Annotated in this window: 11 protein-coding genes; 1 reads left to right on the top strand and 10 read right to left on the bottom strand. The window is 49.6% G+C overall.

Going from position 1 to position 15,799, the window contains the following annotated elements; all coding sequences use genetic code 11:
• Positions 1-5: 5 nt before the first annotated feature.
• The 8 genes from BZJ19_RS02150 to BZJ19_RS02185 all read right to left on the bottom strand — a co-directional run bounded on the left by BZJ19_RS02150 (position 6) and on the right by BZJ19_RS02185 (position 11,344).
• Complete coding sequence (locus BZJ19_RS02150; RefSeq protein ID WP_077674463.1) at positions 6-2,123, bottom strand: type I secretion system permease/ATPase; 2,118 nt, start codon at positions 2,121-2,123, stop codon at positions 6-8.
• On the bottom strand, positions 2,116-4,050 hold the full coding sequence (locus BZJ19_RS02155; protein ID WP_077674464.1) for a bifunctional diguanylate cyclase/phosphodiesterase: 1,935 nt from the start codon (positions 4,048-4,050) through the stop codon (positions 2,116-2,118). The genes BZJ19_RS02150 and BZJ19_RS02155 overlap by 8 nt, the downstream gene beginning before the upstream one ends.
• Before the next feature lie 6 nt (positions 4,051-4,056).
• Positions 4,057-4,722, bottom strand: coding sequence for a transglutaminase-like cysteine peptidase (locus BZJ19_RS02160; protein ID WP_077674465.1), 666 nt, complete (start codon positions 4,720-4,722; stop codon positions 4,057-4,059).
• Positions 4,723-4,741: 19 nt separating this feature from the next.
• Positions 4,742-5,350 carry an OmpA family protein gene (locus BZJ19_RS02165; RefSeq protein ID WP_077674466.1) on the bottom strand — a complete coding sequence of 203 codons (609 nt, stop codon included), beginning with the start codon at positions 5,348-5,350 and terminating at the stop codon, positions 4,742-4,744.
• Positions 5,347-6,651, bottom strand: coding sequence for a TolC family outer membrane protein (locus BZJ19_RS02170; protein ID WP_077674496.1), 1,305 nt, complete (start codon positions 6,649-6,651; stop codon positions 5,347-5,349). Before BZJ19_RS02170 ends, BZJ19_RS02165 begins: the two co-directional genes overlap by 4 nt.
• Positions 6,652-6,685: 34 nt before the next feature.
• Positions 6,686-8,086 carry an HlyD family type I secretion periplasmic adaptor subunit gene (locus BZJ19_RS02175; protein ID WP_077674467.1) on the bottom strand — a complete coding sequence of 467 codons (1,401 nt, stop codon included), beginning with the start codon at positions 8,084-8,086 and terminating at the stop codon, positions 6,686-6,688.
• A gap of 121 nt (positions 8,087-8,207) precedes the next feature.
• Positions 8,208-9,539, bottom strand: a complete 1,332-nt coding sequence (locus BZJ19_RS02180; protein ID WP_077674468.1) for a sigma-54-dependent transcriptional regulator — start codon at positions 9,537-9,539, stop codon at positions 8,208-8,210.
• Complete coding sequence (locus BZJ19_RS02185) at positions 9,524-11,344, bottom strand: sensor histidine kinase (RefSeq protein WP_077674469.1); 1,821 nt, start codon at positions 11,342-11,344, stop codon at positions 9,524-9,526. The genes BZJ19_RS02180 and BZJ19_RS02185 overlap by 16 nt, the downstream gene beginning before the upstream one ends.
• Positions 11,345-11,459: 115 nt before the next feature.
• On the opposite strand from BZJ19_RS02185, the gene pdxH reads away from it, so the two are divergent.
• On the top strand, positions 11,460-12,098 hold the full coding sequence (pdxH, locus tag BZJ19_RS02190; RefSeq protein ID WP_077479657.1) for a pyridoxamine 5'-phosphate oxidase: 639 nt from the start codon (positions 11,460-11,462) through the stop codon (positions 12,096-12,098).
• Between the two features lie 71 nt (positions 12,099-12,169).
• Here the strand turns inward: pdxH and BZJ19_RS02195 are convergent, their stop codons facing one another.
• Positions 12,170-12,880: a helix-turn-helix transcriptional regulator gene (locus BZJ19_RS02195; RefSeq protein WP_077674470.1), complete on the bottom strand. Its 711-nt coding sequence runs from the start codon at positions 12,878-12,880 to the stop codon at positions 12,170-12,172.
• 573 nt (positions 12,881-13,453) lie between these two features.
• On the bottom strand, positions 13,454-15,298 hold the full coding sequence (locus BZJ19_RS02200) for an SUMF1/EgtB/PvdO family nonheme iron enzyme (protein WP_077674471.1): 1,845 nt from the start codon (positions 15,296-15,298) through the stop codon (positions 13,454-13,456).
• Positions 15,299-15,799 lie beyond the last annotated feature (501 nt).

Consider the following 15,799-nt stretch of genomic DNA (forward strand, 5'->3'; position numbering starts at 1 on the left):
ACTGGTTAACTCACCTTCCTTATTTTCCCATCTTTTAATGCTTGTAAAACGGCTTTCTTCGGCCCATCTGCAACCACGCATCCTTGCTCCATCACAATGACGCGATCGACCACATCGAGCATACCGGTTTTATGGGTGTTCAGGATCAGTGTTTCCTCTCGACGAAGGTCTTTGAGCTGAGTTTTAATAAACTGCTCTGTGCGGTTATCCATCTGACTGGTGGGTTCATCTAAAATGATCACGGGCGGTCGTCCTAACAGCGCGCGTGCGAGCGCGACAGCTTGCCTTTGACCTCCTGACAACAAAACGCCACCTTCACCCACTTGACGCTCTAAACCCGCTGAATCGTATTGGGTGAACGCGAGGACTCCGGCACGGGTCGCTGCATCCATAATATCGATATCATCCGCCAACGGCTGCCCAAGGGTAATATTGTCACGAATCGAACCAAAGAAGAGGGTCGGTTCTTGAGGTACAAAACCGACATTACGACGCACATCAATGTAATGAAGCTGGGAAATGTCGGTATCGTCAAAAGCAACAGATCCTGACGTTGGTTGATAAAGCCCCACCAACAAGCGCGCAATGGTCGTTTTCCCAGAGCCTACTCGACCGATGATTGCAACTTTTTCTCCAGGGTAAATGGTAAACGAGACGCGACGTAGTGCTTGAGAGGTGGCATTGGGGTAGTGGAAGTCAACGTTATCTAGCTCGACTTTACCGCGCATCATCGGACGATGAATGTAGCGTTTACCCTCCACTTGCTCTGTGGGCAGCTCCATGAGCTGTTCGATAATATCTAAAGCGGATTTGGCTTGGTGATAGCGCGTTGACAGTAAAGAAAGCTGAACTAAGGGCCCGACTGCGCGAGAGCTTAGCATGCTGGCTGCTATCAGTCCGCCCATGGTCAGAGCGCCTTCCGCGATTTGATAGACACCAAACACTATCATACTGACCACGACAAACTGTTGGACAAAGCTTGCAGAGTTGTGGACGGAATCGGTCAAGCGCCGAGTTTTGATGCTCCAATTCGCCATGTGTGCCACGGCCTCTTCCCAGCGATATTGGAATTGGCTTTCTGCACCAAAAATTTTAATCGTTTCTAGACCGACGAGGCTTTCAATCAGGTTGGCATTCTTTTGGGACGATAAACGTGTGCCTTCTTCAATTGTGCGCCGTAGCGGTTTTTGAATCAGCATGGCGTGGATAATAAGCAAGGAGACCGCAATCAGGGGCACAATCACCAAAGGGCCTGCCACCAGCCAGATGACGAAGAGAAAAATCAACGCAAAGGGGAGGTCAATGAGCGTTGAAATCGAGGCTGAGGTAAAGAATTCGCGGATAGACTCAAACTCTTGCATATGTCGCGCAAACGCACCTACGGACGGCGGCCGCGCTTCCATCTTGATACCTATTACTTTGGCGTAGATACGTGAAGAGATCAGCAAGTCGGTTTTCTTACCCGAAATATCGATAAAGTAACTACGCAGTAGCTTGAGTAATAGGTCAAAAACGAAAATGACGAATATGCCACTCGCCAGCACCCAGAGGGAATCAAACGCAAGGTTTGGGACTATCTTGTCGTAAACCAGTCGTGAAAATAACGGTACGCTGATGGCAAATACGTYGATGAATAGAGAGGCAATCAGCACATCGCGATAGATGTGGCGAGACTGCCAAAGTGTGCCCCAAAACCAATGGCCTTCATCTTTTACTTGCGCTTTTGGAGAACGCTCATCATATCGAAATTGTTTTTTAAGTAAGAAAAGCCGTCCGACATAGGCGTCATTGAGATCATTTAGCATCACCCATTGAGGGGTCATATCCGCGTGAGGTAGAACAATCTCTGCTTGGCCAGCCTCTAAATCTAATCCCAGCAAGACGCACGCATCGTTATCTTTCATCAACACAATGGCAGGGCAAAGCAGAGGCGAGACATCTTTGATGGCCATGGTTTCTTCTTTGGCAACAATGCCAGCGCGCTCGGCGGCGCGCGGAAGGAGAAAGGGCGATAGATAACCATCGGAAATGGGTAAGCCCGACACCAACGCGTCTGGTGAATTCGCGTTACCGAAATAACGCGACACATAGATGAGAGATTGTAGCAGCGGATCTTTAACCATTGCTGTCCTTAGATTTCTCGAAGATATAGCCTTGGAAGCCGTTCACGAATAACTCAGAAAGGCGAGCAAGCTGTGCTTCAGTCTCGACCCGTGTTGCTATGGTAGTGATGTTGAGATTGTGGGCCGTTCGACACACCGACGCCAATACATGTCCCTGAGCATCGTCATCGATATTATTGGTATACGCAAAGTCGATTTTCACGTAATCGGGCTTGAAGCGTTGCAAGTAATCGAGTGACTGGAAGTTACGCCCGTAATTATCCACCCCAAATTGGAAACCTGCTTGGCGAATCTGATCCGTGAGCAGACTGGTGTGGTCGGCATGGCGTACAAAGGCCACTTCTGGGATTTCAAACAATAGACGATCGGCAAGTCCTCTGTTTTGGTACATTGCACTCCCTAACCAACGAATAAAGGATGCATTGGTGATACTGCTTAGGGTTAAGTTAACCGCCAATGGACCGGCACTCTTATCTTGAGAGAGGTTTTTCATAATGTGGGTGATCACATATTTATCTAAGGTCTCACCCAGCTGAAGTTGCTCTACTGCCCCCAAGAAGTGGCCGGCGCCGTAGTATTCGCCGTCTTTTTCAATCGCAGAGAAGACCTCTTGGTGGAGCAGCTTTGAGGTGCTATCACTGACAGACTGATACTTAAACACAAAGAGCTCTTTCGCCACCGCTTCATGAAGAAGTGATTTCCATTGCTGTTTACCCATCGCGGCATCCCCCATCGACTGGTCAATCAGCACCACAGGGTGATCGGGGGTGTTTCGTGCTTGAGAAAGCGCATTATCGGCTTGCGAGAGCAAAATGCTGGCATCACGGTTCCCGCCGCCATTCACGGCTAAACCGACGGCCACTTTAGGTGGTGTGAGCCCCATGGGATCGGCTTGCATATCGACCACCATTGCTAGCACACTTTCACCGAGTAAACGCAGATCATCGGCATCGGTATTGGGCGCCAATATCACAAACTCGTCCTTGCTCAAACGGGCCGCTGTCATGCTGTCATCGGTAATAATGGTAGTGGTGAGATTATTGGCAAAACGTTCCACCATACTATCACCCGCTTCGAACCCTTGCTTTTTGTAAGCTTCGCTGATGAGGTCAACCTTTATCAGTGCCATCCCGCCAACGCCCGATTCGGTGAGCCAAGATTTAAGTTGGCCAACGTAAAAGCTACGGTTACCGAGCCCAGAAACAGGATCGCGGTAAGCGGTTTTACGTAATCGGTCGGCCTCTTTGGCTTGTTGCTCAAAATAGCTTTTCAGCTGTTCGGTCATGACATTGATGGCCCTGACCACGGTTTTTAATTCAATGGTCGGGGGTAGGGGAATAGGGTCGCCAAATCGGTTCTTAGCAATCTCGCCAGCTTTTTGGGTGATGCGAGCCAAGGGCTTGAGAGAGCGGCGCAATTGCCAGCCGATCGCGACCGATGCGACCAGAAAAATGACCGCCATACTCGACCCCAATTGCACAAACGACTTCCACAATTGTTTGTAGGCATAGCCTGGATGGGCCACCACCTCCACTTCTGCCAATTGCATCCAGCCACTGGTAATGGTTTGCTTTTCCGTGATAACCGGGAAAATATCGAGGTCGATAAACCATTGCGGGACACCTTGAATTTGAACCGGATATTCGCGCACAATTTCGCTGTTGTCGGAAAGCAACGTGAGGTTAACCTCACGGTAAAAGCCTCCGTCAAAAAACGCATTGATCACGGATTCGGCCGCCACCTTATCGTCTGATTCCAAGTAAGGGGCGAGGGCCAAGCCCATCGAGTTCACGGTATTGTTCACATCTGCAGTTTGCTGGTTGAGCAAAAAGTTGCGCGTGGTGTTGAGCTCGATACCGAACACCGACAACACCAAGAAGAAGAAAATGACCAGCATCCAGGTGAATATTTGGTTGAATAACGTCATAGGTCGTTACCTATCAAAAAGTTTAACGGGTTTTTGCATTTTTAACGTGTCGACGCGGTTACGTAAGTCATTCCATAGTCCGAGTCGTGAGGAGTTACCGGCCAGCTCCCCTTGGCCTCGCTCTTTCATCAGCCACAATCGGCTACCATTGAAGCTATAGATAGGTAGCAAATCTCGTCGCAATGAAGCGCGTTTTATTTCTGGGTCGAGGTTATCGAGCAGCACGGGTTCTGATGACGGTGTGGGATAGTAAGCGACAACCATATGGAACTGATTCAACCGAATCGCTTTGACATACACCAACCGTAGTTTCTTATCATCGACACCGAGTTCTCGCAGTGAGAAATACTTGGCGATACTAAAATCCTCACAATCGCCTGCGCTGGTGCCGAGAAACTCGAGGGGCGTCGCCCAATAGTCTTTTTTTCCCCATAGCTCGATATCATCAACAAAATACAATTGGTTAAAAAAATCATTTACCTGGCGCAGCTTCTCTTGCTCCGACAGACTTTGTGTATTCGCGACCATATTGCGCCAGGCCAATACGCGTTTGCCCGCACGCTCACCGTAAAACGCGGAGACCTGCTGGATCCAACGCGATTCGGTGGTAGTCAAGCCGCCGACACTCATCGACAGCAAAATGGCCAATATGGCGACGCCCCATCGCTTCATCGATATAAGGCTCGCTGTACTACTGGGGCCGGCGAGTGAAGATTGTCCACGCTTTCTCTACATCTCCTTTAAAGTTCAACAGCTCTGCACTCACGCGCCGGTCTTGTGGCGCATTCGGATCGGTGTGCGTGGCAAGGGCTTCTCCCAGCGCATCAATGTCAATGCGGTTTGGATCAATGCCGGCGCTGACGAGCTCGGCTCTGACCGAACGTGCACGCTCTCGCGATAAGCGTAAATTATACTCAGGCGAGCCAATGGCACTGGCATGGCCGGTTAAACGTACCGACACGCCGGGGTACTGGGTAAGGAAGTCTGCCATAGCTGTTATATCAGTGACATAGTCGGGGCTGACTTTTGCGGTATCATTGGCAAATAGCACCCGTAATGATGTGGTTGGTGTCTCTGACGCTTGAACGGTGGCGTTGGGCTCTACATAACTGGGACACCCTTGATTATCGACTATTGCACCGATTGGCGTTTGCTCACAGCGATCACGCGCATTGATTACGCCATCTTTATCCGCATCGGCAACGTCGTGTTTTTGCAGGGCCACCGGCGGTGCCATAATCGCGTAACCGCAGCCACTGAGGAGGCTAATACACACAGCGTAAAATAGGACTCGCATCATTTATGGTCCTCCGCGTTGACTTGCCATTCGGCAGGGATCGTCACCCGCAAGGCGTTCAATAGGTTGCCGGTGTTATTTAATAGCCGGTATTGCGCTAAAAGATGATCAAAATTCGCGTCAAGGTAAGCGCGACGCGCTTCAAACAACTCGTTTTCTGTGTTGAGCAAGTCCAATAAGGTGCGTCGGCCGATACGAAACTGTTTTTCATAGGCCAGCACTGTATCAGAGGCCGCATCCACTTGTTGTTGGAGAAACACTTTTTGTTGGGTGGTTAGCTGGTAGGCGCTCCATGCTAAGCGCGTACTTTCTTCCAATTGCCGATAGGCATTTTCAAAGATGTCGCGTGCGCGATTCACCTCATACGCGCCTCTGCGAATGGTGGCCTGATCGCTCCCTCCATTAAAAAGGTTGTAACGAAAGCGCACCATTGCGCTAAATTCATCACTGGTATCGTTCACCCCACTTACTTGATCAGCCCAAGTTTGACTGACTTCCAAACTGACGTTAGGCAGATGATTGCCTTTAAATTGCTCGTATTGAGCGCGAGCCGCCTCAATGTCGTATCGTGCCAGTTTTAACAATGGGCTGCGGCTGACGGCTTGCTCTAACGCTGTATCAATGGAGGCCGGTAAGGCAAGGTTATCGACAACGGGTTCAATTGGCTCGTTAGCAGGCTCACCCACGACGCGGAAAAACGCAGTAAAGGCATCTTCGAGGTTGGTTTGTGCCGAGAGTAAATTTGCGTTGGCACGCGCGACACGTGCCTCGACTTGGGATAAGTCAGCCGTTGACCCGATTCCAGACTCCGCGCGGCGACGAATATCAGAGAGGATTTGCTCATGCACAGCCATATTGGCCTCAGAGAGATCCAATACTTGCTCTGCCTTAAGCACATCCAGATAGACCTCGGCGACTTGCAGGGCTTTGTCTTCAGCATCCGAGAGCAGTTGAAAGCGCTGGCTGTTGGCTTCATAACGTGTGCGCCTCACATTGTGTGAGGTTTGCCCATCCCATAACAACTGGCGAAGGCTTAGTGTGGCGTCCTTGCGATCAAAGTCGATATCACCTTGTGCTCGGGTGGAGTCATTTTCGATACGCTCGTAGCCAATGCCCGCGTCTAAGTCGATATCGGGAAGGTAGTCTCCTTCACTGTTTTTCATTCGCTCATGCAAACTCATCAGCTCGTGAAATCCGCCACGCAATTCCGGATCGGTGGCGAGTGTGATCACCACCGCCTGCTCTAATGATTGGCTGTGGGCGGTGGGGAGCAAACTGAGTGCCGCTATGATAGCCGCGCTCATACGTATCCAAACTGGCATCATATTTCAGTCATCCCTATTCCCGTAATGCCGTGTTTTGTGCCCTAACAATAGGATTAATCAGATAATCAAGAACGCTTCTTTTCCCGGTAATGATGTCAACAGACGCGGTCATTCCCGGGATAATCGGCAGTGTTTCTGCATCACCGATGTTGTTTTTCTCGGTGCGTACCTTGACCAAATAAAAACTGTTGCCTTCCTCGTCTTGAATGGTATCTGCACTAATGGTTTCTAACTGACCGTTCAAACCACCATACAYGGTAAAATCGTAGGCGCTAAACTTCACCACTGCTTCCAACCCAGGGCGCAAAAAGGCAATGTCTTGCGGCGCGATTTTGGCCTCAATGAGCAGGTTGTCTTCCGAAGGGACAATTTCAATAATGTCCATCCCCGGCTGAATCACGCCACCGACGGTGTTGACATGTAACTTCTTCACGGTGCCATCAACTGGGGAGGTCACCACGGTGCGTGCAACTCTATCTTGTAGACTCACTTTTCCCTCTGTCATCGAGGCGATTTGCTGTTCGACTTGGTTGAGGGTCTCTTGTTGTTCCGTTCTGAACGTTAATGCGACATCCAAACGTTGGAACACTGCCTCACGCATTGATGACACCACTGAGGGCAATGATAACTGTGCAGAGGATAGCTCACGTTGGGTATCGTTGAGTTGGCGCTGCAGTTTAATTAAGTCAATTTGAGGCACCACCCCTTCTTCGGCGAGAGGGCGAGTAATGTTGAGTTCTTCTTCCGCGAATGCCAAGCTTTGCTCGAGGTTGTCGATGCGTGACTCAAGCTCGATCAGTTCTTGCTCTTTTTGGCGAATTTTTTGTGCCGTCACGTACAGCTGGTTTTGAATATTCGATAGCTGCTCTTGATAACTGGCTTGGGCTTGGTTCACCAGCCCCGGACGAGCTGCGGCCAAGTCGCTGGGGACTTGGAGCGGTTGACGATTGAGAATGATGCTGTCACGCCACTCTTCCAGTGCAGCAGTGTCATTAATTTGTACTGATTCGAGCAATGCGCGAATGCGAATTTCATCGGCGCGCAAGCCATTGAGTTCTTGCTCTCGCTCTCGAAAATCCGACCGGAACAGGGTGTCGTCGATAAGGATTAAACGTTGGCCACGGGCGACTGTATCGCCTTCTTTTACCAACAGTTCTTTAACCAGCCCGCCTTCAAGGTTTTGCACCACTTGCAGTTGCGATGAAGGGATGACTTTTCCTTGCCCTACCGTCACTTTATCGAGTTGCGCTTGAGAGGCCCAAATGGCGGCTGCGATAAGAAACAAAGCGATTGTCCACAACAAGATACGCGCACTTTTTGGCGCGTTTAAGAGCAAAGCTGCTGTTTTATCATCGATGTAATCGAGATGTTCGTCTCTGGGCAATACTGCATGAGACTTATCGCGCCAAGCCATGTCTCTCCCCATGTAGGAAACCGCTCTTAAAAGTCTAGTCTATGCTGCTGATTTTTTACTTTATTTGTCGGTTTTTGTGCAAAGCGATGTATTACTGCGCGACGGTGATACGAAAGTGGCACTAATATTGGATCCGTTTAAAATTTTCTTTATCTAACTGATACTTGCGCATTTTATCGTAAAGGGTCTTTCTCGCGAGTCCTAATTCTTGTTGTACGTCTTTTAGTCGACCCCCATGTCGACGTAATGCGTCGCTGAGGATCTCAAACTCAAATTGACTGACACGGTCCGTCAGTGTGGGCAATTTAGACTCTGTGGTCGCGGAAGGCGCGGCGTTGTCTAGCCTATCTTCGCCAAGTAGGACCAATCGCTCGGCGTAAGCGCGAAGCTCTCGCACATTGCCCGGCCAGCTGTGTTCGCATAAACGTTGTTGTTGTGGCGAAGATAATGTTGGGGCTTCGATGCCATAGCGTGACGCAATAGTTCGCGTAAAGTTCTGAAATAGCGGGATAATGTCATCACAGCGGTCACGCAATGGTGGCATCAACACTTGGCCAGTCAGGAAATGTTGACATAATGCGGGATCGAATTGCTCACGTTGTACCCTCTCGGCCAAATCAAATCGTGATGTGACAATCAGGCGAACCTGACTGGTTTGGGGATGTTCCGGATTATCTCGTAGCTGAATATAGCGATGTAACCGTTGCTGGAGAGGGATAGGCAGCGCCTCGATGCCGTCAATTAACAAACAGCCACCATTCGCAGCATGCAATTTTCCAGTTTTATTCGCCCAGTGASGCAACTCGCCACCAAATAACGTTTGCTCCAGCAAATGGGTGGGCAGTAAGCGGCATTTGAGGGTTATCAAGGGCGTGTTCTGCCATTTGCCATGGTCGTGAATAAAGCGAGCGGCCAGTTCTTTCCCGGTGCCTTGTTCTCCGACTAGTAACACATCATCGTCTGTTTGCTGGTAGTAGCCCAGCTGACGACGGGCGGATTTCACTTGCGGATGGTTGCCTAAAATGCGCGGGCCGGGGCCACTTTGCGCTGCAAGCTCCTTGCGAAGTTCGCGGTTTTCGAGCACCAGAGCACGTTTGTCATACGCACGTTTTAACACGTCCAACAGATGATCGGTTGAAAAAGGTTTTTCGATAAAATCGTACGCACCCAGCCGCATGGCTTCGACTGCGGTAGAAATATCACCGTGGCCGGTAAGCATGATCACTTGCATCTCTCCATCGAGCGCTAATATCGCTTGCAATAGCTGCATACCGTCCATGACGGGCATATTAATATCGGCAATGATAACGCCCGAGAAGTTGGTGGTTAGGGCCGCTAATGCCTCTTGTGCGGTCGCAAACGCGTTAACATGCCAGTCATCAAGGTGCAGTGTTTGCGTAATGGCATCGCGGACCGCTGGCTCATCATCGACCACAATCACCGTCGGTTCCATGATTCACTCTCCTTAGTCGGAACGGGCAGACGAATTATCATGATGGTTCCGCCTGTTGGGTTGGTGTTTGCGATAAGTTGACCATGTAGGCTCTCGAGGATCCGCTTAGAAATCGTCAGCCCAAGCCCGAGTCCTGTTTCTTTAGTAGTAAAAAAGGGTGTAAAAACCTGTGCCWGCGTATCACTATCCATGCCTTTACCATTGTCTATTACACGCAGTTCAAGGCTGCTTGCATCGTGTTGAGTCTCAACCCGAATGCAAGGGTCGGGAGTACTCGATACAGCGTCTATCGCATTGGTGAGCAAGTTGACTAACACTTGCTCGAGCAAGATGGCATCCGCGACAACATAAAGCGGGCTTGAGTGCGAGGGAAGCTGTACCGTGATGCCTTGACGAAGCCAGCGGCTTTTGGTCAACGAAACAGCGGCATGAAGTAATGGCACCACATCGAGGGTACCTGTTCGGGTTTGTGATTTTTTTGCGAAGATCTTAAAGCGCGCCACAATGTCATTGATCATTTGAATCAATCCGAGCGTTTTCGCCAAATTATCTTCCACGTCTTGATAGCGTGCTTTGGCCATTAAGCGCTGACTGTTTTCTGTGTAGGTGCGCATGGCCGCAAGTGGTTGATTGATTTCATGGTTGATCCCCGCAGACATCTCTCCAAGGGTCGCCATTTTGGCCGCTTGTACCAATTCTGATTGTGTTTGCTTGAGTACTTGTTGCGTGCGCTCGTATTGATGAAGGGTGTCACGCAATTGCAGGTTGGACGCTTGTAACGATTGTGTACGGCGAGCGACTTTGCGTTCAAGGCTCTGGTTTAATCGTGCAAGCTGGCGCTGAGCAGCAAGACGCTGCCACCATGCTAAGACAATCACAGCGACCAAGAAATAAAACGTGATGAATAGTATAACCGACTGAAAAACGTAAGGATATAGGGTGCTGATCGGGGTAAGTCCATAGAGCTGCCAATCTGCTTGGCTGATGGTGTGCGTGGTCATCAGCATTGGCTGACGTGCAGAGGCATCTAGCCCCAGGGAAATCACCGTGTTATCTGCTAGCTGACGAGGATGCTGAAACTGGCTCAGTGGGATAAGCGGGGTGTCGCCATAACGCCTCGAGCGTTGAATACTTTGCTTTTGAGGCGTGGGCAGCGTAGTGAGTGTTTGGTACACCCAGTCGGGGTTAGAGCTGTAAAAAATAACCCCTTGCGGGTCGGTCAATAGGTAGTCAAAGGTTTGATATTTCCATACTTGTTCGATAATAGACAGGTCAACCTTGATGACGAGCACCCCCAGTAAATCCTGTTGATTTGAGTCTCGGACGGGATAGGAAAAATAGTAACCGCGCTTTCCTGAACGAGTGCCCAAGGCATAATAAGCGCCTTTTCCCCCTTTTATCGCTTGTTGGTAATAGGGCCTGTACGCATAGTTTTGACCCACAAAGGAGGCTTGGCTCTGCCAGTTACTTGCCGCGATCGTGGTGCCTTGTGTGTTCAACAAGTAGACGGTGTCGGCTTCAAGACGCGAAGCCCACCGAACTAATAAACGATTGATCTCTACGACTTGCTGTTTGGGCGCCGAATCAGCCAATAAGGTGATTAAGCGTGGATCGGAGGCGAGGACGGCGGGTAGCTCACTGTATCGAGCCAGCTCGGCAGATAGCTTATCTTCGAGTTGTCGGACATCCTCGCGCATTTGCGCAATTAACTGAAACTTGGTTTCGTTGAAGGTGACAATGCCAACAATCACGGATAAGACCGTGCCGAGTAGGGTCGCTGATAACACAAATTGCGACTTTTTCACCGTCTTGCTCCTTGGCCATTGATCGGAGTCGGTTTAATACCGTACCCGAGAATATCCTTGTCTATCTGGCGCAACCTGCGCAAAATAACGAAAAATGAATGAATTGGAGAATGCAATGGATCTGTCTGACATTCGAAGAGAATATACGCGAGGCGGTCTACGCCGCAATGATTTGCCTGATAGCCCACTACAATTATTTGAACACTGGCTCAAACAGGCCATAGAAACTCAGGTTCCTGACCCTACCGCGATGACTATCGCGACAGTGGATGAAAACGGTCAGCCTTTCCAACGTATTGTGCTTTTAAAAGACTACAGTGACGATGGGTTCGTGTTTTACACCAATCTAGGCAGTCGTAAGGCCTTGCATTTAAAGAACAATAGCCAAATTAGCTTACATTTTCCTTGGCATTTTATTGAGCGCCAAGTGCATATTACCGGCGACGCTGAGCCATTGACTAAAAAAGAGGTGTTTAAATACTTTACCTCTCGTCCCAAGGAAAGCCAGATCGCTGCATGGGCGAGTAAGCAAAGCGAGCGTCTGACGGCACGCTCCGCCCTTGAAGGCAAATTTATGGAGCTAAAACAGCAATTCGCAAAAGGTGAAGTGCCAGTGCCCACATTCTGGGGGGGCTATCGTGTTAAACCGAAAAGCATTGAATTCTGGCAAGGCGGGGAGCATCGGCTGCATGACCGCTTTTTATACCAGCGCAACGATGACGACCAATGGGATGTTGAACGCCTTGCGCCCTAAGCCCTATCTCTTAGCCAATGTAAGCAATGAAAAGTGCTGCTTTGTGTAGCACTTTCCCTCTCCTCTGAACGTTAATCTCGTAATACCACCGACACTTGCTTGGTGAGCAACCGCTCTGGGATTAAAGAGCCGAACCCCAGCGCCAACGCGCGTTCAATTAAAGCTGCCTTGGACTCAACACTGAACTTTTCCCGCAGGTGTGCAAAGTGGTTTTCAACCGTTTTAACCGACACCCCTAGGGTTTGTGCAATTAATTGGGGTTTTTTGCCATACAGATGCAGAAAAAGTACTTCAGACTCTCGCGCGGTTAAATGAATGTCGGAAGGATGTGACGGGGCGTCGAGCGGATGATCATTAGGATGCGTCACTGCACGGCATATCCAGTGTCCGACTTCTAAGATCGCCGTGTCACTCAACTCTTGGCCACAAAAAACGACGCCACAGATATTCCCCGCTTCATCGTACCAAGGCGTTTTGGTAAAAAGATGGGCATACCATCGGCCGTTTGCGTAAGGATGAATATCTAATACTCGTAGACGTTTGCCGGTTTCCATCACTTGTTTATCTTGCGCTTGAAATTGATCGGCACAGGCGATGGTTGGGCAGGGCATGTCGTGATCCGTTTTACCAATACACTCTTGAGGGTGCTTGAGCCCCACGAGTCGGCAGTATTCACTATTTGCGTAAACGAACACGGAGTTTTTATCTTTGCATCCCCAGCATCCTGGCAGCTGTTCAAGCATTGAGAGAGAGGGAGGCAGCATGGAAACCGGTTGCATCATAAGGCCTACACGATCGAATGTTATTATTATTGGACGCCATTGTCCGTTTGAACATAAAAAAACAGGCAGGCTTATTTGAGCACAAAAAAATGCCGGCATAAAGCCGGCAAAGACAAGAGTCGCCCTTTCGGGCTGTATCCTGTACGACGTGTAGAAGAGGTTGTCTAAATAACCGAACGAGTCATGAGGGTTGTTGACCGCCCTAGTTATCGTTGACTGCACCTAACAGTGTTAGGATTTACGTAAAAGCATTTATCGGGACAAATACTGTTTACGCTTGCCACTATATCCAGAAGCCTAGACGTTGGGTAGGGGGGATTTGCCCCATTGACACAAGATAAAGTGACTTTACTTAAAGATTGTGGTTAAGATCAACGTATATTGCAAAGTGTAAGTAACTGATAAACGCTTACTTATCCAGTGTATTATTCTGTTGTTGGTTCGCTTGGGTTATAGACAGTCGTGGTACGTCGGTAGATAGTACTGTGCTGATGGTGCTTGCCGATGAAGTAAGCAGAAAAAAGCCGCTTGAGAAAGCGGCTTTAAGGGACTTAGATACTATCGCTTATCAGACTAGATTTTTCTGATCACGCGGAAACCAAGGTAATTAGCACTCATATTTTCACCGACGTCCAAGCGCTCTGATGCGCGAGCACGTTGCGGTGAAAAGTTCCAAGCACCACCGCGGGCGATTGGCTCTTCACTGCTTACCCATTCCCAGACATTTCCGGCCGTGTCATAGACACCAAAGGGGTTGGGCGGAAAGCTTTTAACCGGTGAGGTTCGTGTGTTTGACCACACGGTGCCGCTCCAGCCTGTGTTGGCGTTGCCGACTCCAATTTCGTTGCCCCACCAGAAATCGCTGTTTGTGCCGCCACGGGCCGCCACTTCCCACTGCACATCGTTCGGCAGTGCGTAGTTATGGCCGGTTTGTTGGCTTAGCCATTTGGTATAAGCGTTGGCATCTTTCTTATTGACACAAACAACGGGTGAATCTGCGGCTTGGTCAAAGCCTGGCTGACGCCAATCTGATTCCAAGCTTTGGCTGATCTCACCACTAACCAGCATATTACAACCATTACCTTGTTCTGCAGCGGTTACATAACCGGTCGCATTCACAAAGGCATCAAATTGCGCCACGGTTACAGGCGTAGAGCCAATCGCGAACGAGTGACGCACCGCAACGTTTTCGCGTGCGTCTGGGCCTACTTTGTATTCACCTGCCCCAATTACCACCATTTGCGGGGCTTCAAGGTTATTTGACACAGGGTCAGTAAACTTTTTTCCCGGGCTAGGTGGACGATTGGGTTGCTCTTCGAGCTTGGCCCATACGACCTGATCTTTACCCAGATAAACCTCGCGGCTATAAGGCATAAATCCAGGCTTGCTGACCGTCAGTTCATGGGTGCCAACAGGAAGCATCAGCTCAACAGGTGTGCTGCCATAAGACACGTCGTTAATTTTAACGCTGTCGTCATAACGGTTGGAGCGAACGGTGACATTGACCCAGCGTTTTGCTTGTTGCTTATGCTTGGCTTGCTGCTGTGCTTGTGTGGTTTCAACACAGTAGCGATCTTCCAAATCTAACAAGCGACAGGCAGCTGTTTTACCCGGACGACTGACTAGTTCCGCTTTAATACGGGTGGTGTAGTCGGTGCCACCGGTAAACCCTGCATCAACCACTTCACTGTTGGTGACGTGAATGTTGAAAGCAACTTTATCGATGTTTTGCTTCACCGCCGCCGATTCGGTTACAAAGTCGGTGACTTGGCCACGGAATTCGCGAATGGCTTGTTGCATTGTCAAGGTCTTACCTTGATTGGCACAAGCGGCAAGCGTCATATTGGGCGCACAAGTCACACTGTGGACAACCTCAATGGTGTCTTTTTGCGTCAACTCTTTACGCAAGCGCTCAGCTCGTGCTTCACGCATGGCCTCGTGCAGGTTTTCCAGCGTGGTGGCTAATAACGCCTGCTGGCGTWCTTGCTGCGCGAGCAACTTTTTCTGCTCGATAATCGCTGATTCGTTCGCAGCTTGTTCCTGTTGATGGTTATTAACCTTTTGCCAGGCTTGTTGGTACGCTTGCTGATAAGGACCGATGTCGGTACTTGGGTCAGCTATCAAGTCTTGAAACTTGGCGTCCAGCTGGGCTTTAGCCTCACTACGCTCGCGTTGCAGCTGACTTAGTTGGTCATCTAGCGTGGCGCGTTTAACTAAAAGGTCATCGAKCTTCGCCTGCTGCAGGGCCAGCTCATCGTTTTGAGACTCCAGCACATCTTCTTTTGCGCGAAGTTTCTCAACCAACTCACTGACCGGATCGATGTTATCCGCGGAAGACGCRTTTTCAGCGAACGCCAACTCGGTTAGCAGTAGGGGAGGGAGCGCTAAACATAGCGCCTTTATGTATTTCGTTGTCATAGTTCCCTTGCTTACGCATGTGTCGCAATAATAATACCTATGTCCAAAAAGTAGACTATCACGGAAACCAGTGTTGCCACGCAAACCGTGTTAATTATTTGACGGCAGTCAGCATTCTGCGACGTGATCGGTGCAACTGTGTTTATTGTTTTTAATATCCACGCGAGATTACCTCAAGCGCCGCCGCGCTTCAAATAAGATTGTGTGACGACGCGTGTGACGGAACCATGATCAAGGCTAAGATCGCCGTTGATCGCCTCGAAACGATGATCAAGCAGAGAGCTTTCTCATCGCATCGCCTTTAACCGCTTTATAGACAGTAGCTTAGCAACAGACACTGTCATTGTTTTCTTGTCTTTTTTGTTCTTCTACGCTGATCTCTTAATCAAAAATGAGGGATCTTCCGCATTTTTACGGTCCAAATGACATCGCCCGTAAAAATAGAGGTTCTTGATCATAGTTCCGAAAGATGATGATCGCGTGCTACTGATAATCGTGACA

This window comes from Salinivibrio proteolyticus (assembly GCF_001996165.1).
GTDB classification, from domain to species: domain Bacteria; phylum Pseudomonadota; class Gammaproteobacteria; order Enterobacterales; family Vibrionaceae; genus Salinivibrio; species Salinivibrio proteolyticus.